The organism is Actinophytocola sp. (assembly GCF_035762905.1).
Classification (GTDB): domain Bacteria; phylum Actinomycetota; class Actinomycetes; order Mycobacteriales; family Pseudonocardiaceae; genus DASYTH01.
The window spans coordinates 26,034-50,488 of sequence record NZ_DASUCC010000089.1; the positions used below are offsets into that span (position 1 = coordinate 26,034).

General features: G+C 69.9%; 22 protein-coding genes. 18 read left to right on the forward strand and 4 right to left on the reverse strand.

The window, feature by feature from the left end; all coding sequences use genetic code 11:
- Positions 1-100 precede the first annotated feature (100 nt).
- Positions 101-511 (forward strand): PPOX class F420-dependent oxidoreductase, encoded by a 411-nt coding sequence (locus VFV67_RS17820; RefSeq protein WP_326471382.1) that lies wholly within the window; start codon positions 101-103, stop codon positions 509-511.
- Between the two features lie 9 nt (positions 512-520).
- Here VFV67_RS17820 and VFV67_RS17825 read toward each other — a convergent pair whose 3' ends face one another.
- The 3 genes from VFV67_RS17825 to VFV67_RS17835 are packed head-to-tail and all read right to left on the reverse strand — an operon-like array spanning position 521 to position 3,036.
- Positions 521-1,537, reverse strand: coding sequence for an LLM class flavin-dependent oxidoreductase (locus VFV67_RS17825; RefSeq protein WP_326471383.1), 1,017 nt, complete (start codon positions 1,535-1,537; stop codon positions 521-523).
- The gene (locus VFV67_RS17830) at positions 1,538-2,437 is read right to left on the reverse strand and encodes a hypothetical protein (RefSeq protein WP_326471384.1); all 900 of its coding nucleotides are present in this window, start codon (positions 2,435-2,437) and stop codon (positions 1,538-1,540) included. It lies immediately after the preceding gene.
- Positions 2,434-3,036 carry a TetR/AcrR family transcriptional regulator gene (locus VFV67_RS17835; protein WP_326471385.1) on the reverse strand — a complete coding sequence of 201 codons (603 nt, stop codon included), beginning with the start codon at positions 3,034-3,036 and terminating at the stop codon, positions 2,434-2,436. Before VFV67_RS17835 ends, VFV67_RS17830 begins: the two co-directional genes overlap by 4 nt.
- Positions 3,037-3,119: 83 nt before the next feature.
- On the opposite strand from VFV67_RS17835, the gene VFV67_RS17840 reads away from it, so the two are divergent.
- From VFV67_RS17840 to VFV67_RS17865, 6 genes are all read left to right on the forward strand, one after another.
- Positions 3,120-4,334: an acyl-CoA dehydrogenase family protein gene (locus VFV67_RS17840; protein WP_326471386.1), complete on the forward strand. Its 1,215-nt coding sequence runs from the start codon at positions 3,120-3,122 to the stop codon at positions 4,332-4,334.
- Positions 4,331-5,134 carry an SDR family oxidoreductase gene (locus VFV67_RS17845; protein ID WP_326471387.1) on the forward strand — a complete coding sequence of 268 codons (804 nt, stop codon included), beginning with the start codon at positions 4,331-4,333 and terminating at the stop codon, positions 5,132-5,134. Before VFV67_RS17840 ends, VFV67_RS17845 begins: the two co-directional genes overlap by 4 nt.
- Positions 5,135-5,141: 7 nt before the next feature.
- Complete coding sequence (locus VFV67_RS17850; RefSeq protein WP_326471388.1) at positions 5,142-6,203, forward strand: phosphotransferase family protein; 1,062 nt, start codon at positions 5,142-5,144, stop codon at positions 6,201-6,203.
- A 6-nt stretch (positions 6,204-6,209) separates the two neighbouring features.
- Positions 6,210-6,845 carry a histidine phosphatase family protein gene (locus VFV67_RS17855; RefSeq protein WP_326471390.1) on the forward strand — a complete coding sequence of 212 codons (636 nt, stop codon included), beginning with the start codon at positions 6,210-6,212 and terminating at the stop codon, positions 6,843-6,845.
- 9 nt (positions 6,846-6,854) lie between these two features.
- Positions 6,855-7,841 carry an SMP-30/gluconolactonase/LRE family protein gene (locus VFV67_RS17860; RefSeq protein ID WP_326471391.1) on the forward strand — a complete coding sequence of 329 codons (987 nt, stop codon included), beginning with the start codon at positions 6,855-6,857 and terminating at the stop codon, positions 7,839-7,841.
- Positions 7,842-7,914: 73 nt separating this feature from the next.
- A complete protein-coding gene (locus VFV67_RS17865) occupies positions 7,915-8,841 on the forward strand; it encodes an acyl-CoA desaturase (RefSeq protein WP_326471392.1) in 927 nt (308 codons plus the stop codon).
- On the opposite strand, the gene VFV67_RS17870 is transcribed toward VFV67_RS17865, so the two are convergent.
- Positions 8,780-10,708, reverse strand: coding sequence for a glycogen debranching N-terminal domain-containing protein (locus VFV67_RS17870; protein WP_326471393.1), 1,929 nt, complete (start codon positions 10,706-10,708; stop codon positions 8,780-8,782). The genes VFV67_RS17865 and VFV67_RS17870 overlap by 62 nt on opposite strands.
- Before the next feature lie 126 nt (positions 10,709-10,834).
- On the opposite strand from VFV67_RS17870, the gene VFV67_RS17875 reads away from it, so the two are divergent.
- The 11 genes from VFV67_RS17875 to VFV67_RS17925 all read left to right on the forward strand — a co-directional run.
- Positions 10,835-11,962: a LacI family DNA-binding transcriptional regulator gene (locus VFV67_RS17875; protein ID WP_326471395.1), complete on the forward strand. Its 1,128-nt coding sequence runs from the start codon at positions 10,835-10,837 to the stop codon at positions 11,960-11,962.
- Positions 11,959-13,263, forward strand: coding sequence for an ABC transporter substrate-binding protein (locus tag VFV67_RS17880; protein ID WP_326471397.1), 1,305 nt, complete (start codon positions 11,959-11,961; stop codon positions 13,261-13,263). Before VFV67_RS17875 ends, VFV67_RS17880 begins: the two co-directional genes overlap by 4 nt.
- An 85-nt stretch (positions 13,264-13,348) precedes the next feature.
- Positions 13,349-14,386, forward strand: a complete 1,038-nt coding sequence (locus VFV67_RS17885) for a sugar ABC transporter permease (RefSeq protein ID WP_326471399.1) — start codon at positions 13,349-13,351, stop codon at positions 14,384-14,386.
- Positions 14,383-15,222 (forward strand): carbohydrate ABC transporter permease, encoded by an 840-nt coding sequence (locus VFV67_RS17890; protein ID WP_326471401.1) that lies wholly within the window; start codon positions 14,383-14,385, stop codon positions 15,220-15,222. Before VFV67_RS17885 ends, VFV67_RS17890 begins: the two co-directional genes overlap by 4 nt.
- A 32-nt stretch (positions 15,223-15,254) precedes the next feature.
- A complete protein-coding gene (locus tag VFV67_RS17895) occupies positions 15,255-17,807 on the forward strand; it encodes a hypothetical protein (RefSeq protein ID WP_326471403.1) in 2,553 nt (850 codons plus the stop codon).
- 42 nt (positions 17,808-17,849) lie between these two features.
- Positions 17,850-19,436, forward strand: a complete 1,587-nt coding sequence (locus VFV67_RS17900) for an alkaline phosphatase D family protein (protein ID WP_326471405.1) — start codon at positions 17,850-17,852, stop codon at positions 19,434-19,436.
- Between the two features lie 244 nt (positions 19,437-19,680).
- On the forward strand, positions 19,681-21,264 hold the full coding sequence (locus VFV67_RS17905) for a sialidase family protein (RefSeq protein ID WP_326471406.1): 1,584 nt from the start codon (positions 19,681-19,683) through the stop codon (positions 21,262-21,264).
- A 14-nt stretch (positions 21,265-21,278) separates the two neighbouring features.
- On the forward strand, positions 21,279-21,704 hold the full coding sequence (locus tag VFV67_RS17910; RefSeq protein WP_326471407.1) for a hypothetical protein: 426 nt from the start codon (positions 21,279-21,281) through the stop codon (positions 21,702-21,704).
- A 60-nt stretch (positions 21,705-21,764) separates the two neighbouring features.
- Positions 21,765-22,667 (forward strand): Ku protein, encoded by a 903-nt coding sequence (locus VFV67_RS17915; protein ID WP_326471408.1) that lies wholly within the window; start codon positions 21,765-21,767, stop codon positions 22,665-22,667.
- Between the two features lie 72 nt (positions 22,668-22,739).
- Entirely contained in the window at positions 22,740-23,600 is an 861-nt protein-coding gene (locus VFV67_RS17920) for a siderophore-interacting protein (RefSeq protein WP_326471410.1), read from the forward strand.
- Between the two features lie 72 nt (positions 23,601-23,672).
- Positions 23,673-24,455: helix-turn-helix transcriptional regulator (locus tag VFV67_RS17925; protein WP_326471412.1), on the forward strand; the 783-nt coding region annotated here is incomplete at its 3' end.

The window sequence follows — 24,455 nt, forward strand, 5'->3', positions numbered from 1 at the left end:
GGGTGATGGTGGCTGGGTTGCGTCACGGTGCCCCTGAGGTTGCGTTGGTTGGGGCGAGACTTGCCTCGATGATTTTCTGGGCACGCCCTAGTCTGGGCCCATGGATCTGGATCAGGCTCGAGAGGTGTTGCGCGGCCAGCACCGGGCCGTGCTGGCGACCACCCGATCGGACGGCGCCCCGCAGATGACGCCGGTGACGGTGGCGGTGGACGACGAGGGCCATGCGGTGATCAGCAGCCGGGAGACCGCGTACAAGGTCCGCAACCTGCGCCGGGACCCGCGGGCCTGGCTGTGCTCGATGCCGGACGCCTTCTACGGCAACTGGATCCAGGTCGAGGGCCGGGCGCAGATCGTCTCGCTGCCCGAGGCGATGGACGGCCTGATCGCCTACTACCGCTCGATCAGCGGCGAGCACCCCGACTGGGACGAGTACCGCGAGGCCATGCGCACCGAGAAGCGCTGCCTGATCCGGATCGACATCACCCGCGCCGGCCCGGACCGCCAGGGCTGAGCCGACCGGTCAGTAGTGCGTGATGACGTCCCGGCCGAACCGGGCCATCTCCTCGTGCTGCGGTGAGAACTGGAGCAGCATCAGGTCGACGCCGGCCTCCTCGTAGGCGCGGATCCGGGCGGTGATCTGCTCCGGGGTGCCGACCAGGCCGGCGCGCAGCCCGCGGTTGGACACGCTGTACTCGCGCAGGGTCACCTCGGACTCCAGATGCGAGCCCTCGACGAAGTCCCGGTAGGAGGCGTACGCCTCGGGCGAGGAGCGCACGTCCAGGATCCGGTCCAGCTCGGCCTGCGCCTGCTCCTCGGTGTCCCGGCAGATCACGTAGCCGGACACGCCGAAGATCATCGGTTCCCGGCCGGCGTCGGCCCGCCGCTTGCTCAGGTCGGCGACCTTGCCGGCGATCACCTCGGGCGGGTCGCCGTGCATCACGTAGGCGTCGCCGTAGCTCGAGATGATCTCCTTGGCCTTGGGCGACTCGCCGCCCATGTAGACGGTCGGCACCCGGGACGGCTTGGGCTCCAGGATGGCGGCCTCGAAGTCGTAGAGCGCGCCGTGGTGGGTCACGGTGTCCTCGGTGAGCAGCCGGCGCAGCACGCCGAGCCATTCCTCGGTCCGCGCGTAGCGGGCGTCGTGCAGGTCGAACGGCGCACCGTACTGGGCCGCCTCGTCCTTCCACCACGAGGACACCACGTTGAGCGACAACCGGCCGGGCGCGATGGTGTCCAAAGTAGACAAAGCCTTGGCGGTCTGCGCGGGGGAGTGGTAGTTCGGCCGCACGGCGAGCATCAGCTCGAGCGTCCGGGTGACCGCGGCGACGGCCGGTGCGAGCGACCAGGCGTCCAGCGCGGGCGCCCGGTGTCCCTTGATGTCGTTGAGGTTCAGCTCGGCGATCAGGGTCAGGTCGAACCCGTGCCGCTCGCTGTCCACCACCAGATCCCTGATGTAGGGCCAGGAGATGTTCATGCCCTCGTCCGCGACGTTGCGCAGCCAGCCGCCGAACACCGGCATCCAGTAACCGAATCTCATCTAGAGTCCCGCCTCCCGCGCCAGAAACCGGGCGATCATCCGTGGTCCCGAGCGGGGCGCGACCGCCTCCACTTCGGGGTTGTAGTTGGTGTTGGTGTTGATGTCGTAGGTGACCAGCCGGCCGTCCACGGTCTCGATGAACTCGAACCCGGCGATCTCGATGCCGTGCCGGCGGGCGAACTCCAGGTACCGCGCGACGATCGGGTGCTCGTCGAAGCCCTCGCGCAGCGCGAACAGCGACCCGCCGCCGGTAGCGCACGCGTCCGCCGGGCACAGCTCGAACCCGCCCCGGGCCACGTCGGCGGTGATGGCGTAGACCAGCTCGCCGCCGACCACCTCGACCCGGGTGATGAACGGCTGCGCCGGCCGGACGTACTCCTGCACCAGGGTGATCCCGTCCACCGGCGGCTCAAGCTCGGCGGTGGCCAGCTCGTCGACCGAGTCGAACCGGCGCACGCCGAGGCCCTTGCCGCCCTGGTTGTGCTTGACCACCAGCGGCGTCGGCAGCTTCCCTGCCGCCGCAAGGAGTTCGGACGTCCCCGCGGTGCCGTTGACGATGGCGATGGTGCGCGGCACGTCGAAGCCCGCCGCGCGCAGCGCGGTCAGCTGGTCGACCTTGCTCATCTCCAGCTCGAGTACCCGGCGGCCGTTGACCACCCGGCGTCCGGCCGCCGCCAGCCAGGACAGCACGGCCCGGGTGTGGTCCTTGGCGTGCACGTGCCCGCGGGTGTGTGCGGAAGCGCTCATCCGCGACCAGAACACCCCGGGCGGCGGCGCGTCGGCCAGCTCCAGCGACCCGTCGCCGAGCAGCCAGGGCTCGTGCGGCACGCCCTCGGCGTCGAACGCGGCCGCGAACGGCGGGTACCAGTCCGGGTTCTCGTGCAGCACGTACACCTTCATCGGGTGGATTCTCCCTTCGCCGCGCCGATCACCCGGTGCAGGGTCTCGGTAAGCAGGTTCACCAGACCGTCCCGGTCGGACGGCTCCCGGCCGGTCCAGGCGATGGCCAGTTCTTCGGCGAACGACCACCAGGCGCGGATCACCATCTCCACCTCGGCGATCGGCTGTTCGCCGCCGAGCGCCTCGATCACCTTGCCGGCCAGGGCGTCCTGGGTGCTGTCGTGGATGGACCGGACCCAGTCGTCCGCGCCGGGCCTGCGGAACAGCGCGACGTAGGCCTCCCGGCGCCGCTCGAAGTAGCGAACGTAGTTGTCCACCATGGCCCGGATCCGCGCTTCAGGCGGGCCGGCCGGGTCGGGGGCGACCTGACGCAGCAGCCGGCGGCCGGCCGCCCGTACCACGGCGGCGTAGTAGTCCTGCTTGGTGTCGAAGTAGTGGAAAAGCAAGCTGCGGGAGATGCCGGCGGACGCGGCCACCTCGTCGACGGTGATCTGGTGGATCGGCCGGGTGGCGAGCATCCGCAGCCCGATGCCGATCAGCTGCCGGCGGCGGTCCTGCGCGTCCAGCCTGGTGCGCGGTGTGCTCTGCGCAACAACCACCTGACCTCCCGGCACTATTGAGCATTGCTCGATAGCCAGAGTAGCTTGTTGAGCAATGCTCAACTCCGCATGAGGGAGCGCTCATGGACTTCGGACGGTCGGCGAAGGCTTCGGACTACATCGAGCGGGTGGGCGAGTTCATCCGTACCGAGATCGATCCGGTGGAGGCCGACTACTGGCGCGCGGTGCGGGCCGATGGCGACGGGTTCACGGTGCCGCCGATCATGGAGGAGCTCAAGGCCAAGGCGCGCGGGCAGGGCCTGTGGAACCTGTTCCTGCCGGACGAGACCCACGGCGCCGGGCTGACCAACGTCGAGTACGCCTCGCTGGCCGAGCTGATGGGCCGGTCCTCGATCGCCTCCGAGGTGTTCAACTGCAGCGCGCCGGACACCGGCAACATGGAGGTGCTGCACCTCTACGGCAGCGAGCAGCAGAAGCGGACCTGGCTGGATCCGTTGCTGCGCGGGGAGATCCGCTCGGTGTTCTGCATGACCGAGCCCGAGGTCGCCTCCTCGGACGCCACCAACATGGCGGCCACCGCCGTGGTCAAGGACGACCAGATCGTGCTCAACGGCCGCAAGTGGTTCTCCAGCGGCATCGGCCACCCGATGGCCAAGGTCGCCATCTTCATGGGCCTGACCGACGCGGACGCGCCGCGCTACGCCCAGCACTCGATGGTGCTGGTGCCGCTGGACAGCCCGGGCCTCGAGGTGAAGCGGCTGCTGCCGGTGTTCGGCCGGCTGGACGAGCCGCACGGACACGGCGAAGTGATCTTCAACGATGTCCGGCTGCCGCTGGACTCGGTGATCGCCGGCCCCGGCCGCGGGTTCGAGATCGCGCAGGGCCGGCTCGGTCCCGGCCGCATCCACCACTGCATGCGGCTGATCGGGCTGTCCGAGAAGGCCCTCGAGTTGGCCTGCAAGCGGGCCACCGAGCGGGTGGCGTTCGGCAAGCCGCTCGCCGACCTCGGCGGCAACCGGGAGCGGATCGCCAAGGCCCGGATCGCCATCAACCAGGCCCGGCTGCTGGTCCTCTACACCGCCTGGAAGCTGGACACCGAGGGCCTGCGCGGTGCCCGCAGCGAGGTCTCGCAGATCAAGGTCGTGGTCCCGAACGTGGCCACCGAGGTGATCGACATGGCCATCCAGCTGCACGGCGCGGCCGGTGTGACCGACGACTTCCCGCTCGCCGCCGCCTACACCGGCGCCCGGTCGCTGCGCCTGGCCGACGGGCCGGACGAGGTGCACCTGCACCTGGTGGCGCGCCAGGAGCTGAAGCCCTACGGAGCCGCCCGGTGAGTCGACGAATCCTGATCACCGGAGCCGGTTCCGGCCTCGGCAGGGCGATGGCCACCGTGTTCGGCGATCCGGAGACCCGGCTGCTGGTGTCCGATGTGGACGCGACGGCCGCGGAGGCGGTGGCCAAGGAACTGGACGCCGCCTTCCTCCCGCTCGACGTCACAGACGACGCGGCCTGGCTGGCCGCCCGGCAGTGGTGCGAGCGCGAGTGGGGCGGCCTCGACGTGCTGGTCAACAACGCCGGAGTGGCATCCAGCGGGCGGTTCGAGCGGATCCCGCTTGAGGACTGGGACTGGATCCTGGACATCAACCTGATGGGTGTGGTGCGCGGGTGCCGGACGTTCGTGCCCCTGTTCAAGCAGCAGCGCTCCGGACACCTGGTCAACGTCGCGTCCCTGGCCGCGATCATGAACCTGCCGGCGATGTCCTCCTACAACGTGACCAAGGCCGGGGTGCTGGCGCTGTCCGAGACCCTGCGGCATGAACTCGCGCCCTACGGGATCGCCACCACCGTGGTGTGTCCGGGGTTCGTCAAGACCAACATCATCGACCGGTCCCGGGACGCCGATCCGGCGCTGACCGAGATCACGAAGAAGCTGGTGGAGTCCGCCAAGGTCACGCCGGAGGACGTCGCCCGCCAGGTGTGGGCGGCGGTCCACGGCAGGACGTTCATGGTGAACACGCACGCCGACGGTCGTCGGTCCGCTCGGCTCAAGCGGTACCTGCCGGGTGTGGTCGACCGGCAGGTTGCCCGATACTGGTCACGCGTCCAGAAGAAGCTGGGCGGCGAGACCAGCTGAGGATCCCATGACCGAGACCCTGACCGACCAGCCGGGCCAGCTTCGCGACGAGGACAGCTTCGACACCGCGGCCGTGCACGAGTGGCTTTCGTCCCATGTGGACGGACTGGTCGGGCTGCCCGAGGTGCGGCAGTTTCCCGGCGGGGCGTCGAACCTGACCTACCTGCTGCGCTACCCGGACCGCGAGCTGATCCTGCGCCGGCCGCCGGTGGGCCGCAAGGCGGCGTCCGCGCACGACATGAAGCGCGAGTACCGGGTGCAGCGTCAGCTGCGGCCGGTCTACCCGTACGTGCCGAACGTGCTCGCGCTGTGTGAGAACCACGACCTGATCGGTTCAGACTTCTACGTGATGGAGCGGATTCCCGGCATCATCCTGCGCCGCGAGCTGCCGCCCGGGATGACCATGTCGCCGGAGCGGGCCCGCACGCTGGGGTTCAGCTTCATCGACCGGCTGATCGAGCTGCACCAGGTGGACGCGGACGCGGCCGGGCTTGGCGACCTCGGCAAGGGTGCGGGCTATGTGGAGCGTCAGGTGCGCGGCTGGTCCGAGCGGTTCCGGGCGGCCCGCACCGAGAACGTGCCGGACTTCGAGGACGTGATGGCCTGGGTGGCCGCGCATATGCCGGACGACGTGCGGATCTGCGTGATCCACAACGACTTCCGGTTCGACAACGCGGTGCTCGACGGCCCGGAGACGCTCAATGTGGTCGGGGTGCTCGACTGGGAGATGGCCACGCTCGGCGACGCGCTGATGGACCTGGCCGCCGTGACCACGTACTGGATCCAGGGCGACGACGACGAGGCGGCGCTGCGGGCCCGCAAGCAGATCACCCACCTGCCCGGGATGCCCACCCGGCGCGAGGTGGTCTCCTACTACTGCGAGCGCACCGGCCTCGAACCCGGCGACTGGACGTTCTACGAGGTGTTCGGCCTGTTCCGGCTGGCCGTGATCCTGCAGCAGATCTACTACCGCTATCACCACGGCCAGACCCACAACCCGGCGTTCAAGGACCTCTGGATGAGCTCGGCCTACTTCGAGTGGCGCTGCCGCCAGGCCATGGAGCGTTGAGGTGTCGTGCCCACCATCTATCTGATCCGGCACGGGCAGGCGTCGTTCGGGGCGGCCGACTACGACGTGCTTTCCCCGGTGGGAGCGCAGCAGTCCAAGGTGCTCGGCGAGGAGTTGCGCCGCCGGGAGATCCGGGTGGACCAGGTGTGGTCCGGCACCCTGCGCCGCCAGGTCGCGACGGCCGCGGCCTGCCTGCCGGTGGCCGAGGTGGATCTGCCGGTCCGGCAGGACGCCAGGTGGAACGAGTACGACCATCTCGGCCTGGTGCGGCAGTCGTTGCCGCCGAGCGCGGAACCACCGTCCACCCGGGAGTTCCAGAAGCTGCTCGATGCGGCGCTGCTCGGCTGGATCGGCGGCACCGCGGGCGACGCGGGCAGTTGGACGGATTTTCGGGACGGCGCGCTCGGGGCCCTGGACGAGGTGGCCGGTACCGCACTGGTGTTCACCTCCGGCGGGGTGATCGCGGCGATCTGCGCCGAGCTGCTCGGCATGCCGCCGGAGGGCTTCATCGCGTTGAACCGAACCATGGTCAACGCCGGCCTGACTAAGATCGTGCGTGGCAGATCCGGGATTTCGCTGGTGTCCTACAACGAGCACGGGCACTTCGAGGGACCGAACCGGGAGTTGCTGAGCTACCGGTAGGGGAGGAAAATGCGCCGTCCGAAGGTCCAACCCGTCGCGTGGCGGCCGCCGAAGGCAGCGCCGCGGCCACGACCGTCGTTGCCCCCGCTGACCGTGCACAACGTCAACGGCCACGGCACCGAGGACGTGGTCGTCGACGACCGGGGACACGTGTTCACCGGGGTCGGCGACGGCCGGATCCTGCGGCTGACCGCGGACGGCAGACGGCTCGACACGGTCGCCGACACCGGCGGCCGGCCACTGGGCATCGAGCTGTTCCCGGACGGCCGGCTGCTGGTCTGCGACGCCGGCCGCGGTCTGCTGCTGGTCGACCCGAAGAGCGGCAAGGTCGAGGTGATCGTCCCGAGTGGACGGGACCTGCTGCTCTGCAACAACGCCGCGGTCACCGCGGACGGCACCGTCTACTTCACCGACTCGTCCAGCCGCTTCCCGCTTGAGCACTACAAGGCCGACATCATCGAGCATTCCGGCACCGGCCGGCTGCTGCGCCGCGATCCGGACGGTGCGCTGGAGACCGTGCTGACCGGGCTCCAGTTCGCCAACGGGGTCGCGCTGGCACCGGACGAGTCCTACGTGGTGGTCGCGCAGACCGGCGCATACCGGCTGGACAAGGTGTGGCTGACCGGCGAGCGGGCCGGCACGGTGACCGCACTGGACGACAACCTGCCGGCGTTTCCGGACAACCTCTCCACCGGGTCGGACGGGCTGATCTGGGTGGCCATGGCCAGCCCGCGGGACCGCGCGCTGGATCTGATCCATCCGCTGCACCCGGTCGTGCGCAAGGCCGTCTGGGCGCTGCCCGAACGGTTGCAGCCCAAGGAGAAGCGTTCCGTGTGGGTGCGTGCGGTGGACGGGGACACCGGTCGCACCGTGCACGAGTACTACGACACGCCCGTCGACTTCCACATGGTCACCGGCGTGCGTGAACGGGACGGCACGGTCTACGTCGGCAGCCTCGACGAACGAGCCATCGCGACCTTCGCGAGTAACGGATGACGGTCACATATCCGTGTTGCCCGCTTTGCCCGATAGCCTGGTTCCGTGAGTATCGAGACGGTTTCATGACGTTATGACAGTGACCGGGATCGCCAAACCGCTCCACGGTGGCCAACGCACCGTGGCGTCGCAACTGGCCATGTACCTCTTCATCCTCGGGCCGTTCCTCGCCCTGGTCGCGGCCATCCCGCTGACTTGGGGTTGGGGGGTCGGCTGGGTCGATCTCGCGCTGGGCGCGGCGTTCTACGTCGTCACCTGCCTCGGCGTGACCGTCGGCTTCCACCGCTACTTCACCCACCGGGCGTTCAAGGCCGGGCGCGGCATGCGGATCGCGTTGGCCATCGCGGGCAGCATGGCGCTCCAGGGCCCGATCCTGCACTGGGTGGCCGATCACCGCCGGCACCACGCGTTCTCCGACCGGGACGGCGATCCGCATTCCCCGTGGGCGTTCGGCACGTCACCCATCGCCCTGGCCAGGGGTTTCTGGCACGCGCACATGGGCTGGATCTTCGACCGGAAGCTCACCAACCAGGAGCGGTTCGCGCCCGATCTGCTCGCCGACAACGACATCAGACGGGTGCACCGGCAGTTCGGCCTGTGGACGGCAGTCACGATGTTCGCCCCCGCGGTGCTCGGCGGGCTGATCACCTGGTCCTGGTGGGGCGCGGTGACCGCGTTCTTCTGGGCCGGTCTGGTCCGGGTCTCGTTCCTGCACCACGTCACCTGGTCGGTCAACTCGATCTGCCACATGATCGGCAGCCGGCCGTTCGTGGCCCGGGACCACTCGGCGAACTTCTGGCCGCTGGCGATCCTGAGCATGGGCGAGTCGTGGCACAACCTGCACCACGCCGATCCGACCTGTGCCCGGCACGGCGTGCACCGCGGCCAGATCGACATCTCGGCCCGGCTGATCTGGCTGTTCGAGCGCTTCGGCTGGGTCACCGACGTCCGGTGGCCGACGCCGCGCCGCCTGGCCCAGTTGTCCGCGCGGTCGGGTTGACGGTCAGGGCGGCCACGACGATCGCGGCCGCGGACCACGCCTGCGGGCGGCACGCGGACGGATAGCGCACCGGTTCACCGTCCAGCACGCCGTAGAGCTCCGGCGGACGACCGGCGAAGTGCCGCGCCGCGCGGAGCAGGCCGTCCGCGAGCACGTCGGCCAGTTCATGCTGCCCCTCGGCGTTCGCCCCGAGGATCGCGATGGCCGTGTCGTGCGGCCAGACGCTGCCCAGGTGGTAGCTGAGCGGGTGGTACGCGGCGCAGTCGGAACTCAGCGTGCGCAGCCCGTAACCGGTGGTGAGATCGGGAGCGGCCAGCCGGTGCGCCACCCGCTCGGCCTGCCCGGCGTCGAGCAGCCCGGTGCCGAGCAGGTGCCCGATGTTGGACGACGCACCGGCCACCGGCCGCTTGCCCGCGTCGAGCGCGATCGCCGGATACGACCCGACGTCGTCGGTGAGCCAGAACGCGGCGTGGAACACCTCGCGCAGCCGGGCGGCCCAGGCCAGCCACGCGGGCCCGTGCGGCAGCCCGAACTCCTCGGCGAGCGCCGCCGCGCCGAGCGCCGCCGCGTAGGCGTAGCCCTGCACCTCGCACAGCGCCAGCGGCGCCGCGGCCAGCCTGCCGTCGCCGTGCCGGATCCCGTCCGCGGAGTCCTTCCAGCCCTGGTTTCCCAGGCCGCCGTCGGCCGAGCCGGTGTACTCGAGCAGCCCGTCGCCGTCCGGGTCGGCGTGCGGACCGGTGATCCAGTCCAGCGCGGCCACCAGGTTGGGCAGCAGCGCGGCCACCTCGCCGGCCGGCATCCCGGCCCGCCACGCGTCGTGCAGCAGCAGCACCCACAGCGCGGTGGCGTCGATCGTGCCGTAGTAGACCGGCGGCAGCCGCAGCTGACCGACCCGCAGCGGATCCGGCCGGGCCTCGTGCAGGATCTTGCCCGGCGCCTCCTCGGTGCCCGGGTCGAGCCTTTGGCCCTGCCGGCGGGCCAGCGTGCGCAGCGTGCCGCCGGCCAGTTCGGGGCCGACCGGCAGCAGCATCCGGGCCGTCCACAGCGCGTCGCGGCCGAACAGGGTGAGGTACCAGGGCGCCCCCGCCGCGGTGAACCGGTCGTCCTGGTCGTCGGGGTCGGCCAGCAGCAGCGCGTCGAGGTCGGCCAGGTTGGCCGCGACCAGGTCAGCGGTGCCGACCGGCAGCTCTCCGACCGTCCACTGTGGACGCCTGGACGCCGCGGTCGGCGCGAACCCGACCGGCCGGCCCTGCGCGCAGCCGGCGGTCAGTCGCACCGACCAGGAGTCCCCGGGATCCAGCGTGATCAGCCAGGTCAGCTCGGCGCCGTCCGCGTCCAGGTCGACCGTGTCCGGTTCGGGAGTGCATCGCAACGAAACGGTGATGTTAACGCCCTCCCAGCGCACATCGCCGCCGTGCGAGAGTGGGGGAACCGGCCGGGTGAGCCGCCCGGACCGGACCGCGTCGAGGCCGGCGAGGTCGGTACCGGTGTGCGCCCGCAACGTCAGGCGCACCGCACCGGTGCCGAAGTTGGTCAGCGTCAACCGTTCGGCAAGGGCGGCCGCCGACACGGCGCGATGCCGGTTGGCCAGCAGCGGCCGATCGGCCGTGGGATCGGTTGTGCGGTCGGACAAAGCCGTGACGACCGAATGCACGGTGACCGCGTCCGGCCCGGTCCGCCGCCGGCCCACCGTGACCTGCTCGAACCCGGGCAGCTCGAACTCCAGCCGGGCAAGGGCTCTGCGGTCCCGGCTGTACCAGCCCTGCGGGCCTGGTCCGCGGACCTGACCGTCCGATCCGGACAGCACGAGATCGGGGGCGGAGAGCACGGTGAGCAGGCCGTGAATCGCCTGCTTGCTGGGTGCCACGCATAACTCCTTGGCTCAACTTCGAAGGCACGGGTTGACACCCGCGCGTTCGTGGGACACTCTATGCCCGCGTTTGACCGGTCAAATGGCGGGGGCCAGAGCGGGGGATGAGGAGAAGAGTCGACGATGACTCAGCGGTCTATCCGCCATCAGGCGGTGACCCTGCGCCAGGTGGCCGCACACGCCGCCGTATCGCGACAGACCGTGTCCAACGCCATCAACGCTCCGCACCGGCTGGAGCCCGCGACCCTCGCGAAGGTCATCAAGGCGATCGACGAACTGCGCTACCGGCCCAACCGCAGCGCGCGCAGCCTGTCAACCGGCAGTGCCGGTCTGATCGGCTACTGCATCCCGCAACGCTCGGTCGGCTACGCCAACTCCATGATGGACTCCTTCCTGCACGCGCTGTCCGCCGCGATGGAGACCGTCGGCCGGCACGTGCTGCTGTTCACCGCCCCGCCCGGCGAGGCCGGCCTGTCGATGTACGCGGACCTGATCGCGCAGCGAGCCGTCGACGGCTTCGTGCTGTCCGACACGGACCGTGACGATCCCCGGCACCCGTGGTTGACCGAGCGCGACATCCGGTTCGTCTCCTTTGGTCGGACCTGGCCGGAAGATGGTCAGGAACGCGGGTCCTGGGTCGATGTGGACGGCGCCGCCGCGTGTTCGGCCATCGTCGACGGCCTCCATGCCAACGGACACGAGCGGATCGGTTTCGTCGGCCGGCGCGGCCGGCTCGGCGCGGCGAAGGACCGCAGGAACGGCTGGCGCGACGCGTGCGTACGGCACGGCCTGCCGATCGCCGGGATGTCGGTGGCCTGTCCGGGAGACACGGTCGCCAACGGCGAGCGGGCCGCGCATCTCCTGCTGGACCGGCCGAAACCGCCGACGGCCATCGTGGCCATCTCGGACGTGTTCGCGCTCGGGGTGATGCGCGCGGTGATCGACCGGGGCGGCCGGCCGGGAACCGACGTCGCCGTAACCGGTTTCGACGACACGCCGCTGGCCTCCGCGGTCACGCCGGCACTCACCAGCGTCCGTCAACCGGTGGTCGAGATCGCGGCCACCGCTTTGCGGCTGCTCGAGGCACCCACCGGCACGTCGGAGGGTGTTTTGCTGCCCGGCACGATCGTCAGTCGGGACAGCGCTGATATAACCACCACTCTCACGCCGGCGGATGTCCGGCAGCGGAACGTTGCCGCTCATCGGCAACAAGCGGGGTTGAAAAGAGATCGACAGGAGAACAAGAAATGATTGGTAAGGCAAGGGTCCTGCGTGGCGCCGCCGCGCTGGCCGCGCTGGCCCTGCTTGCGGCGTGTGGCAACGATTCCGGCGGCGGTGGTGACACCGCCAGCGGCGGTGGCGGGCTGCAGGGCAACGGTGAGATCACCTTTGCCACCGGCAAGGACACCTCGGGCAACATGGTCAAGCTGGTCGACGAGTGGAACGCCGCGCACCCCAACGAGAAGGTGCGGATCGTCGAACTGCCCGAGTCGGCGGACGGCCAGCGCCAGCAGTTGGTGCAGAACGCGCAGGTGAAGTCCGACGCCTACACCGTGCTGAACCTGGACGTGGTGTGGACGGCCGAGTTCGCCGCCAACCGGTGGGTCGATGAACTGCCGCAGGACCAGTTCGAGCTGGACAAGTTCCTCAAGCCGGCGGTTGACACCGGCAAGTACCGCGACAAGCTCTACGCGATGCCGGTGTACTCCGACGGCGGGCTGCTCTACTACCGCAAGGACCTGCTCGACCAGGTGGGTCTGCAGGCGCCCAAGACGTGGACCGAGCTGACCACCGCGTGCCAGAAGGTGGCCGCCAGCGTGCCGGCCGCGGCCGGGATGGGTTGCTACGCCGGCCAGTTCGAGAAGTACGAGGGTCTGACCTGCAACTTCGCCGAGGCGGTGCAGTCGGCCGGCGGTGCGCTGCTGGACGCCGAGGGCAAGCCGACCGTGAACACCGAGCAGGCCAAGACCGGGCTGACCACGCTGGTGCAGGGCTTCCAGGCCGGGGCGATCCCGCAGAAGGCGATCACCTTCAAGGAGGAGGAGGGCCGACGCGCCTTCCAGGCCGGTGAGCTGCTGTTCCACCGCCAGTGGCCGTACCAGTGGGCGCTGGCCAACAAGACCGACGGCAGCTCCCAGGTGGCCGGCAAGTTCGACGTCGCGCCGCTGCCCGGCGTGACCGGCCCGGGTTCGTCCACCCTCGGCGGGCACAACTTCGCCATCTCCGCGTTCGGCAAGAACAAGGCGACCGCCCTGGAGTTCATCAAGTTCTTCACCTCGGAGAAGAGCGAGCGGTCCAACCTGATCGCCACCTCGCAGGCCCCGACCCGGGAGTCCCTGTACTCCGATGCGGAGCTGACCAAGCAGTTCCCGTACCTGCCGACGCTGAAGGCCTCGATCGAGAGCGCCAAGCCGCGTCCGCAGGCGGTCAAGTACGGCGATGTCACCGCGGCGATCCAGGAGAACGCCTACGCTGCGCTGACCAATGCCAAGACCCCCGAGCAGGCGCTGGCCGACATGCAGAAGAAGCTCGAGGAACTGACCAAGCAGTAAGCCGATTCCCGGCCGGATCCGGTGACCACCGGATCCGGCCGGGAACTCCCTCCGCTCCATCCCGTTTGCCCGCAAGGGAGATCTTGTGACCACAACCGCGCCAGCGTCGGCGCCGGCCGCGGAGCCGAAGAAGGCGGCACCGCGCACGAGTCCGCAGGGATCCGGAAAGCTTGCCGCCCTGCTGCTCACCCCCACGTTCCTGGTGCTGGGCCTGGTGATCGTGTATCCACTGATCGCCGCCCTGCGCGAGTCGCTCTACCGCCGTGGCGAAGGGCTCGACGAGAGCGGGTTCGTCGTCGAGGGCGAGAGGTTCGTCGGAGTCGACAACTACAGCGCGATCTTCCAGGGCGAGGCCGGTGACCGGTTCTGGAACGCGTTCGGCAACACCACGTGGTTCACGGTGGTCTCGGTGCTCATCGAGATCGTGATCGGCGTGGCGATGGCGCTGGTGATGCACCACGCGCTGCGCGGCAAAGGCCTGGTCCGGGCCAGCATCCTGGTGCCGTGGGCGATCCCGACCGCGGTGTCGGCCATCCTGTGGCGCTGGATCTTCACCACCGACGGCGTGGCCAACCAGATCCTCAACTCCGAGGTGCTCTGGACCGCCGAAGGCCAGCAGGCGTTCTGGGCCGTGGTCATCGCCGACACCTGGAAGACCGCGCCGTTCATCGGTTTGCTGGTCCTTGCCGGCCTGCAGCTGATCTCCGGCGACGTCTACGAGGCGGCCCGGGTCGACGGGGCCAACGCCTGGTTGACGTTCTGGCGGATCACGCTGCCGCTGGTGAAACCGGCGCTGCTGGTCGCCGTGCTGTTCCGCACGCTGGACGTGCTGCGCATGTTCGACCTGCCGTTCGTGATGATCGGCCAGCGCAAGTTCGCGGTGGAGACACTGTCCATGCTGGCCTACGACGAGGCGTCCAACCTCAGGTACGGGCCGGCGGCGGCGTACGCGACGGTGCTGTTCCTCTACGTCGCGCTCGTGGCGTTCGTGTTCGTCAAGCTGCTCGGTGCCGACGTGATCGGCGAGGCCAGGTCGCAGAAGCGGCTGGTCAAACGCCAGGACAAGGGCGAAGTCCAACCGGTCCTTCCGGTGGCCGTGGCGGCAGGAGGAACCCCGCTGTGAGCACGAACAACACGAAGACCAGCCGGCGCTGGCTGCTGCACGTCGGCGTCGCCATCATCGTCCTCTACTGCCTGGCCCCGTTCTACTGGATGGTCGTGTCGGCATTTCGCCGGCCATCGGACCAGGGTGACAACTCGCCGTTCCCCAGCCCGTTGTCGTTCGAGAACTTCAACGCCGTCTTCAGCCCGGACGTCGGCTTCGAGCGGTCGCTGGCGAACAGCCTGGTGGTGGCCAGTATCACCACGCTCTTCACCCTGCTGTTCGGCACGTTCGCGGCCTACACGATCGCGCGGCTCGACTTCCGGGGCAAGGGAGTGGTCGCCGGGATCATCATCGCCACCGCGATGTTCCCGGGCATCTCGCTGATCATCCCGCTGCTCAAGCTGTTCACCGACATCGGCTGGATCAACACCTACCAGGCGATGATCCTGCCCAGCCTGTCCTTCGCGCTGCCGCTGGCGGTCTGGACTCTGGCGACGTTCTTCCGGCAGATGCCCAAGGAGCTGGAAGAGGCCGCCATGGTCGACGGACTGACCAGGGGACAGGCATTCCGAAAGATCATCATCCCTCTGGCGGCGCCCGGCATGTTCACGACGGCGATTCTCACGTTCATCGCCGTATGGAATGAGTTCATCATCGCGCTGTCGATGGTCAACGAGAAGAGCATGCAGACCGCGACCGTGGCGATCTCCCGGTTCACCGGGATCACCGGTTTCGACACCCCGTTCGGCACGCAGATGGCGGCGGGGGTGATCGTAACCGTGCCGCTGGTCGTGGTGGTGCTGATCTTCCAACGAAGGATCATCGCCGGCCTCACCGCGGGAGGTGTGAAGTAGTGACGGGTTTATCCCGGCTATTCGTGCTTACGGTGACCGCGACCCTGGTCGCGGCACTCCCGGCAACCGCCGAGCCGTCTCCGGACGACTCGGCGGTTGCCGGTTTTACCGGCGTTTCCGAGGTTTCCGAGACCAGCCGGCTGGCCGACCGCCGGTCGTTGGTCACCGGGGACCGGTTCATCGCGATGGGCGACGCGACCGGCCGGTTCCCGGCCGGCGGCTGGCACGTCCGCGGTGAGATGGCCGGCTTCTGGACGCCGCCGGTGAAGCTGCTGGACGGCATGTGGTTCGCCGTGGACGGTGCCTGGCTCGGCAGCGACATCGCCACCACCCGATACACCAACGGATGGGGCTACCAGCGGTTCGCCTACCAGCCGCGCGCCGGCGTTCGGGTCGATCGGGTGGACTTCGTGCCGGACGGCCGGCGGGCCGCGGTGATCGGGCTGGTGCTGCGGTCCGACTCCGCGCGGACCGTGCGGCTCGCGCTGGACGCGCACTCCGAGCTGATGCCGGCCTACCCGTGGGGTTGGACCACCCCGGGCGCCGGCGCGGTGAACCTGCCCGACACCGGCGGCTTCGCCGACGGAACCCTGGTGTTCCGGGAGACCGGCAGCTCGCCGGGTCTCGGCGCGCACGACTGGGCGGCCGTGGTCGGCGCCTCGCTGCCCCCCACCGGGCACGCGCTCGGTGCCGGGCACCGGGGCCCACAGGAGCCGCCGGTGGTCTGCCCGGCGGACGGCACCACGCCGTTCCGGTGCGACGACTCGGCCACCGGTCAGGGCACCGGCGGCCGGTTGGACTACCAGGTTCGGCTGGACGCCGGCCGGGCGCGCACCGTGTGGTTCACCGTGGCCGGCTCGGACGAGGGCCTCACCGCGGCCCGCGCGGAGTTCCGCTCGGCCATGCGGGATCCGGCCCGGGACCTGCGGTCCAAAGTGGAGGGACGGCGGGGGCTGGCCGGCCACACCGTGGTCGATCTGCCCGGTGACCGGCTGCTGCAGCGCAGCGTCGAGTGGAGCAAGCAGAACCTGGCCGACTCGGTGCAGGAGGCCCGCGGCCTCGACCTGCGGGACGTGGACGAGGGCCGGGCCTATCCGGCGGCCAAGGGAACGCTGGACCGGGCGCGCTGGTTCGGCGCCGGTTTCCCGGACTATCCCTGGCTGTTCGCCACTGACGGCGAGTACACCGGGTTCGCCGCGGTGGCCGCCGGGCAGTTCGAACCGCTCAAGGCGCACCTGCGCGCGCTGCGCGACATCAGCGAGGTGGTCAACGACCGCAGCGGCAAGGTCGTGCACGAGGTGGTGTCCACAGGTGACGTCTACTTCGGAGCGAACGACGATGCCGGAAACACCGACGAGACCGTGAAGTTCCCGAGCGCGGTCGCGCTGTACTGGCGGTGGACCGGCGACGACGCCTTCCGGGACGAGATGTACGACTTCATGGTGCGCAACCTGCGGCACGTCGAGGCGCGGCTGGACGCCGACGGCGACGGCTGGCCGGAGGGGCTCGGCAACGTGGAACGGGCCGGCATGGGCGCGGAGAAGCTGGACAGCACGGTGTACCTCATTCGCGGTCTGCTCGACCTCGCCGACCTGGCGGCCAGCAAGGGTGACCGGGGCACCGCGCAATGGGCCGGCGACAAGGCCGGCGCCCTGCGGGCGGCGTTCGAGGCGCAGTGGTGGACCGGCGGCGACGCGAACAACTACGCGGAGTCGATCGATGATCCGGCCAACCCGGCCAACGACAACACCCGGATCTTCCAGCGGCACTGGACCGGCGTGACCCCGATGGAGGTGGAGCTGCCCGGCCGGCCGGCCGGACCGCTGGCCGCCACCGGGAACGGCAACACCGCGCTCGCCCAGCGCGAGCGGGAGTGCTTCACCGGCGCGTTCGGGCTGTTCCACACCGGCACCGGCCCGACCTCCGTGCCGGCCGGCAACCCGGGGCCGTCCTGCGACAGCGTGGTGTCCTCGGTGGGCAGCGAGCGGTCGATCTTCTCGCTCAACACGGCGGTGATGGCGGTGGCCGAAGGCAACTACGGCCGGCTGGCGCAACAACGCCGGTACACCACCGGAAACGCCCGGATCCAGCTCGACCCGGCGGTCTGGGAGACCCCGGGCGCGATGCCGGAGATCGCGCCGTCGCCGGACTTCCTGGCCAACATCGACCGGCCGTTCACCGACCGCTCGATGTCGCTGCAGGCCTGGGGTGCCTACGGGATCCTCTGGCCGGTGGTGCACCAGCAACTCGGCGTCGCGCCCGATCTGGGCAACGGCCGGCTGGCCGTGGTACCGCAGCTTCCGCCCGGGCAGCGGGAGATCGCCGGCCGGTCGATTCGGCTTGGCGGCGGCGCGGTGGACGTCTCGGTGTCCGGCGGTGACGCGCGGCTGCGGGTCGGCGTGCGGCTGGACCGGGTGCGCGCCGGGCTGACCGTCGGCGCGGTGTTGCCGGCCGGGAAGGCGGTCGCCTCGGTGACGCTGGACGGCCGCCGGGTGCCGTTCACGCTCGTGGACACGGCTCGTGGCAAAGAAGTTCACGTGTCGGCGGGCGGCCGTTCGGTCACGCTGGAGGTGAACCTGCGCTAGCCTGTCCGTCGGAATGATCACGTGACGGATGGGGGTCCAGCGATGCCGTTCGAGCTCAACCGACGTCAGATGCTCACCGGAACGGCGCTCGCGGTCGGATCCGTGGTGGCCGGCTCGGCCCTGCCGGCCACCGCGGACACCGCCGACCCGTTCCTGCTCGGCGTCGCCAGCGGCGATCCGTTGCCGGACGGCGTGATCCTCTGGACCCGGCTGGTCCGCGACCCGCTCGGCACCAGCCCGATTTCGCGCTGGGCGGTGCCGGTGGGCTGGCAGATCGCCGAGGACGAGCGGTGCCGGCGGGTGGTCCGGTCCGGCATCGCCTTCGCCCGGCCGGAACTGGCCCACTCGGTGCACGTGGACGTGCGCGGCCTGCGCCCCGGGCGGGACTACTTCTACCGGTTCCGGGTCGGCCGCGAGGTCAGCCCGGTCGGTCGCACCCGCACCGCGCCGGCCCGGCACGCCGACCCGGACCGGCTGCGGTTCGGCGTGGCCAGCTGCCAGGACTTCCAGAACGGCTACTGGCCGGCCTACAACGGCCTGGCCGCCGAGGATCTCGACCTGGTGCTGCACCTCGGGGACTACACCTACGAGTACGACCCGCACAGCCGGTTCCCGGACCGCAACCACACCACGCCGGACACGCTCGGCCTGGACCAGTTGCGCACGCTGGCCGACTACCGGGCCCGGCATGCCCAGTACAAGGGAGATCCGGCGCTGCGCGCGGCACACCTGGCGTTCCCCTGGGTCGCGACGTGGGACGACCACGAGGTGGAGAACAACTACGCCGACCTGGTCGACGAGCTGGAGGTGCCGGAGCGGCACCAGAGCCCGGAGCAGTTCGCCCTGCAGCGCGCGGCCGGCTACCAGGCCTACTACGAGCACATGCCGATCCGGGCGGACCTGCGACCGGGCTCGTCGGGCCTGCGCATCTACCGGCGGTTCGACTACGGCCGGCTGGCCAGGGTGAACCTGCTGGACACCCGGCAGTACCGCACCGACCAGCCCGGCGGGTTCGGAGAGGACCTCGGGCCGGAGCCGCCCGGTGCGGGCAACACCGCCGGCACGCTGACCGGCGCCGAGCAGGAGCGCTGGCTCACCGAGGGGTTGGCCCGCTCGCACGCCCGGTGGAACGTGGTGGCCCAGCAGGTGATGACGGCGCACACCCGGTTCCCCAACCCGACGCAGGTGCCGCCGACCATCGTCAACCTCGACCAGTGGGACGGCTACCAGCCGCAACGCGAACGCCTGCTGCGGTTCATCGCCGAGGCCCGGGTGGCCAATCCGGTGTTCCTGGCCGGTGACATCCACTCCACCTGGGTCAACGAGATCAAAATCGACTCCGACGACCCGGCGGCGCCGAACGTCGCCGTGGAGTTCGTCGGCACCTCGATCAGCTCGGACTTCCCGGTGGCGTTCGACGGTCCGATCAAGCAGTTCAACCCGATCCTCAACCCGCACGTGCGCTACTTCAACGGCCTCAAGCGCGGATACCTGCGCTGCGAGATCACCAAATCCCACTGGCGCACCGACGTCCGCGTGGTGGATTCGATCGAGACCAGGGAGTCCCCGACCAGCACCGAGGCGTCGTTCGTCGTCGAGTCCGGGCAGCCGGTGATCATTCCGGCCTGACCGCGCCATTTGGTGGTGTGACCGGTCGGTTCCCGGGAGTAGCGTCCGCTCCCAGGGTCCGCACCGCCAGAAGCGTTCACCGTCGAGCCACTGAGGACGTGCCATGCACAGGCGGATATGGGCGGCTGCTGCCGTTCTGACCCTGACCGGAGTATTTCTCACCGTCCCCGGCACCGAGTCCGTCGCGGAGCCGAGGGGCAGGTTCGGATTCGATGCGCAACCGGGCCGGCCACAGCTTTCCGGTGTGGCCGATCCGCGATTGTCGTCCGCGACCGGGGTGTTTGCCGCGGCCGATGCGCCGCGCGCGGAGGTCGCGATCGCCACGGACGACATTCAGGCCAACGGGGACAACAAGGCCGATCCGCGCGCCCAGTTCGGCAGCGGGGCGGGCTATCCGGCCAACGAGACGGTCATCGCGATCAACCCGACCAACCCGAACAACGTGATCGCCGGATCCAACGACTACGAGTCGGCGGTCGACTCGGTCATGGGCGTGTACACGTCCTTCGACGGCGGCCGGACCTGGCCGTACAGTCGGCACGGCCGGCAGATCATCACCCCGGACCGGGCCATGTACAGCACCGGCGACCCGGTGGTCGTGTTCGACCGGGAGGGTGTCGCCTACGCGGTGTTCATTTCCTTCGGCCGCAACAACTTCGACTCCTACATCGCGGTCAGCCGGTCCTCGGACGGCGGGGTCACCTGGACCAGCCCGGTCGACGGCGTACCGCCGGCAGGGCATGAGATCAGCCCCGGCGACGGCATCGTCGTGCACAATGGCGGGCCGGACGACGCGCAGTTCTTCCACGACAAGGAATGGGCGGTCGCCGGGCCGCGGCCGCCCGGGGTTCCGCTGGTGCCCGACACCGACCAGGGGCATGTCAGCCCGGACCGGCTGTACGTGACCTGGACCGTGTTCGACAGCGACGTGAACGGCCTTGGCAATGTGGATTCGGCGATCCACGTGGCGTACTCCGACGACCAGGGCCGGCACTGGTCGGATCCGCAGGAGATCTCCGGCAGCGCGCCGTTCTGTGACTTCCAGACCGGCGACGCGGACGGGGCGTGCGACGAGGACCAGTTCTCGGTGCCGGTGGTCGATCCGCGTACCGGGCACGTGTACGTGGCGTTCGAGAACTTCAACGTCAACAGCACCGAGCGCAACCAGTACCTGGTGGTCCGGTCGGTGAACGGCGGGGCGACCTGGGATCCGCCGGTCAAGGTCGCCGACGTGTTCGACGGGGCCGACAAGTACCCGGTGTGCGCCGGGCGGCAGACGCTGGACCTGATGTGCGCCAGGACCAACGCGGCCGGCAACATCGACATCGATCCGGGTACCGGCCGGCTGTACCTCACCTTCGCCGACAACCGCAACGGAACGGCGACCGACACCAACACCGACGTGTTCGTGACCTCGTCCGGCAACGGCGGCCGAACCTGGAGCCGGCCGGAGAACATCACCGGCGGCTCGATCGACGACCAGTGGTTCCCGTGGCTGTCGGTGGCGCCGGACGGGGTGGTCGCGGTGACCTACTTCGACCGGCGGTACAGCGGGCCGAAGCTGATCGACACCTCGTTGTCGGTGTCGGTCAACAATGGCCGCACGTTCAGCACCCGCCGCGTTTCCGAGCAGGCCTGGAACGCCGATCTGGCATTCCGGCTTGGCACGTTCATCGGCGATTACAACGGGCTGGACACCAGCGTCGGGGTGGCCATCCCGTGCTGGACCGACGCTCGGTTCGCCGAACCGAACACGCCCGGCAACAACCCGCCGAACCAGCAGTCCGATGTGCTGGTCGACGTCGAGCGGATCCCGACCCGCCGCTGACCGTCGCGCCGACGGTGATCGCCGCGCCGGCGATCACCGTCGGCGTGTCCTACCGGGCCGGCACCGGGACCGGTGGCACCATGGCGGCCATGCCAGAGTTAGGGATGTCCGTGCTTCCCGGAAGCGTTGTGGCGGCACACCTTCAGGCATCGGCGGCCACCTTGGCCGATGGCACGGCCGGTCCCCGGGCGGACGCGTGTGTCGGCACGGCGGGGGAGTTGACCACGATCGTCGAGCACCTCGTGGCCGGCCAGCGGCACATCTCCGCCGCGCTGTCCCAACTCGCCGGCTACACCCGGGCACGCGGGCTCGACCCGGCGCTGTTCGAGGTGCTCAGGGCGTCGGCGGAGGCCGCCGGCCATTCCGCGGACGCACTCGCCGAAAGTCGTCCCCTGGTTCAGCTTGTCCTGGATGTGATCGGCGCGGAAACCCGGTTGTAGCTTTCGGATCTTGGTACATGCCTATACCGTGGGATCGGCAAGGTCTCGCGGAGGTGACCAGTGCGCAGCATGTGGAAAGGCACGATCGGGTACGGGCAGGCGGCAATTCCGGTCAAGGCCTACACGGCGACCGAGGAGCACGACATCGAGCTCCACCAGCTGCACGCGACCGATGGTGGCCGGATCCGGCAGAAGCGCGTCTGCGAGGTGGACGGCGAGGAGGTGCCGTTCGCCGAGGTGGCGCGCGGGTACGAGATGCCGGCCGGCGACGTCGTCATGCTCACCGACGAGGACCTCGCCACCCTGCCACTGGCCACCACCCGCCTGATCGACGTGCGGGCGTTCGTGCCGCTCGAGCAGATCGACCCGATCTCGTTCGCGAAGAGCTACTACCTCGAGCCGGAGCCGGCCGGGATCAAGCCGTACGTGCTGCTCAGCGAGGCGTTGCAGCAGTCCGGCCGGGCCGCGGTGGTCAAGGTGGCGCTGCGCGCCCGGGAGAGCCTTGGCGTGCTTCGGGTGCGTGACCAGGTGCTCCTGCTGACCACGATGCTGTGGCCGGACGAGATCCGGGTGCCGGACTTTCCGTTCCTGCACGAGGACGTCGATCTGGTGGGGCCGGAGGTGCACGCCGCGGTGGAGGCGATCGAGCAGCTCTCCGGTTCGTTCGTGCCCGCCCAGTACACCGACCGCTACCGCGAGGCGCTCGAGGACCTGATCGAGGCCAAGATCGAGGGCCGGCAGATTGTCCGGCCGGCGGCGGTGGAGGAGGACACCACCGTCGAGGACCTGATCTCCGCGCTGCAGGCCAGCGTCGACGCCGCGATGCGCGCCCGGGCCGAGTCGCCCAACGGCAAGGACGCGGTGGGCAAGGCCAGGTCCGCCGCCCGCAAGGCCGCCACGGCGAAGGACGAGGCCGCCAAGGCAGCGGGCAAATCCCGGCCACGCAGCCGTTCGCCCCGGTAACCTTCCTCCGCTCCGGACCCCCGGGCACGGCACGCACGTTGCGGCCCCCATGACTTAGGCTAGCCTTACCTCATGATGGTGCCCCGGGTGGTGCCCGTGACCGGCGTGCAGCGGATCACGCCGCGTACGGTTCGGATCACGGTGTCCGGCGTGAACGTTGCGCCGCCGACCCCGGACGCCCACGTCAAGGTGTTCTTCCCGCTGCCAGGTCAGTCCGCGCCGCACCTCGCCCCGCCGGTGGCCGGCGACCTGGTCAGCTGGTATCGCAGCTACCTCGACATGCCCGATGAACTCCGCCCGCCGATGCGCACCTACACCGTCCGGGCGTATCGGCCGGACCGGGCCGAGATCGACATCGACTTCGTGCTGCACGGCGACGACGGCCTGGCCAGCCGGTGGGCCGGCGCGGCGCGGCCGGGCGACCTGGTCGCCGTGCTCGGCCCCGCCGGCCAGGCCGCGGCCGGCGACGGCCCACGCTGGCACCTGCTGGTCGGCGACGAGACCGCGGTGCCCGCCATCGGTTCGATCATCGAGGCGGCCCCGGCCGGCACCAGACTGCGTGCGTTCGTCGAGGTGGCCGATCCCGAGGAACACCAACGGTTCGCCAGCCGGGCCGAGGTGGATATCCAGTGGCTGTACCGGAACGGCCACAGCGTCCTGCTCGATGCCGTGCGCGCCACCGAGTTCACCGGTGAGGGCGCGCAGGCCTGGGTGGCCGGCGAGTCCGGCATGGTGCGCGCGGTGCGCCGGCACCTGGTTCGCGAGCGCGGTTTCGAGGCGGCCATGGTGTCCTTCCACGGTTACTGGCAGGCCGGAATGTCCGAAGAGGACGTCGGTCGCGCGGGCCTGCGCCGCATCGCCGCCGGTCAGAGTCCGGAGGAAGCGGACGACGATGCCATCGAGATGGCGCCCGAAAGCTTGCGCTCCGGGTAAGGCGTAACCGAATGGGGTGGAGTTCCGCGCGTCCGGACAGGACGGTTGATGGTCAGCCTCTAGCGTGACGCCATGGCACGAAACCCCACCGGGTGCTACCGGGAGCTCGGCGAGGAGCTGCGCCGCAGGCGGGAAACCGCTCGGCTGACGGGCGCCGAACTGGCCCGCCGGCTCGGCTGGAGCGGCTCCAAGGTCTGCCGGGTCGAGCGCGGCCAGGTTCAGCTCACCGAGCCGGACATGTTGCACTACCTGGGATCCTGCGGCGTCTACCTCAAGGACGCGCACGGGCTCCTGGCGCTGCGCCGGCGCGCCAACCTCGATCTCGGCTACTGGTTGACCCCGCATGGCCAATGGCTGCCCGACTCGCTCGACGAGCTGATCTACCACGAGGCCGCCGCCGACGCCTGCGTCACCTACGAGCCCAACTTGGTTCATGGCCTGCTCCAGACACCCGAATACGCGCACGCCCGGATCGCCGCCGAGCACTGGAGAAGCCCGGAGGACGTCGAGAGGTGCGTGCGGATCCGCATGCAGCGCCAATGGATCCTGCATGCGCCGCGCCCGGCCCAGTTAACCTTTTTCATGCACGAGCACGCCTTGCGGCTGCTGGTTGGCGGGCCGGCCGTCATGCACGAGCAACTGCTGCAGCTGGCCATCCTGGCCGCCCTCGAGCACGTCACCGTTCGGGTGGTGCCGGCGCAGTCGGCCTTCGGCGGCCCCTTCGCGCTGTTCGAGTACGCCGAATATCAACCGCTGGTGTGCCTGGACAACCATGCGACCGTGCTCTTCCTGGAAGATCGCCGGTATATCGAGCCGTATCGCGGCCTGGTCTCGACTCTCGGTGAGGTTGCCATG

Excerpts from the sequence above, each read along its gene's own strand:
- VFV67_RS17820 (WP_326471382.1), top strand. The coding sequence starts at position 101 with ATGGATCTGGATCAGGCTCGAGAGGTGTTGCGCGGCCAGCACCGGGCC.
- VFV67_RS17825 (WP_326471383.1), bottom strand. The coding sequence starts at position 1,537 with ATGAGATTCGGTTACTGGATGCCGGTGTTCGGCGGCTGGCTGCGCAAC.
- VFV67_RS17830 (WP_326471384.1), bottom strand. The coding sequence starts at position 2,437 with ATGAAGGTGTACGTGCTGCACGAGAACCCGGACTGGTACCCGCCGTTC.
- VFV67_RS17840 (WP_326471386.1), top strand. The coding sequence starts at position 3,120 with ATGGACTTCGGACGGTCGGCGAAGGCTTCGGACTACATCGAGCGGGTG.
- VFV67_RS17850 (WP_326471388.1), top strand. The coding sequence starts at position 5,142 with ATGACCGAGACCCTGACCGACCAGCCGGGCCAGCTTCGCGACGAGGAC.
- VFV67_RS17860 (WP_326471391.1), top strand. The coding sequence starts at position 6,855 with ATGCGCCGTCCGAAGGTCCAACCCGTCGCGTGGCGGCCGCCGAAGGCA.
- VFV67_RS17865 (WP_326471392.1), top strand. The coding sequence starts at position 7,915 with ATGACAGTGACCGGGATCGCCAAACCGCTCCACGGTGGCCAACGCACC.
- VFV67_RS17875 (WP_326471395.1), top strand. The coding sequence starts at position 10,835 with ATGACTCAGCGGTCTATCCGCCATCAGGCGGTGACCCTGCGCCAGGTG.
- VFV67_RS17880 (WP_326471397.1), top strand. The coding sequence starts at position 11,959 with ATGATTGGTAAGGCAAGGGTCCTGCGTGGCGCCGCCGCGCTGGCCGCG.
- VFV67_RS17900 (WP_326471405.1), top strand. The coding sequence starts at position 17,850 with ATGCCGTTCGAGCTCAACCGACGTCAGATGCTCACCGGAACGGCGCTC.
- VFV67_RS17920 (WP_326471410.1), top strand. The coding sequence starts at position 22,740 with ATGATGGTGCCCCGGGTGGTGCCCGTGACCGGCGTGCAGCGGATCACG.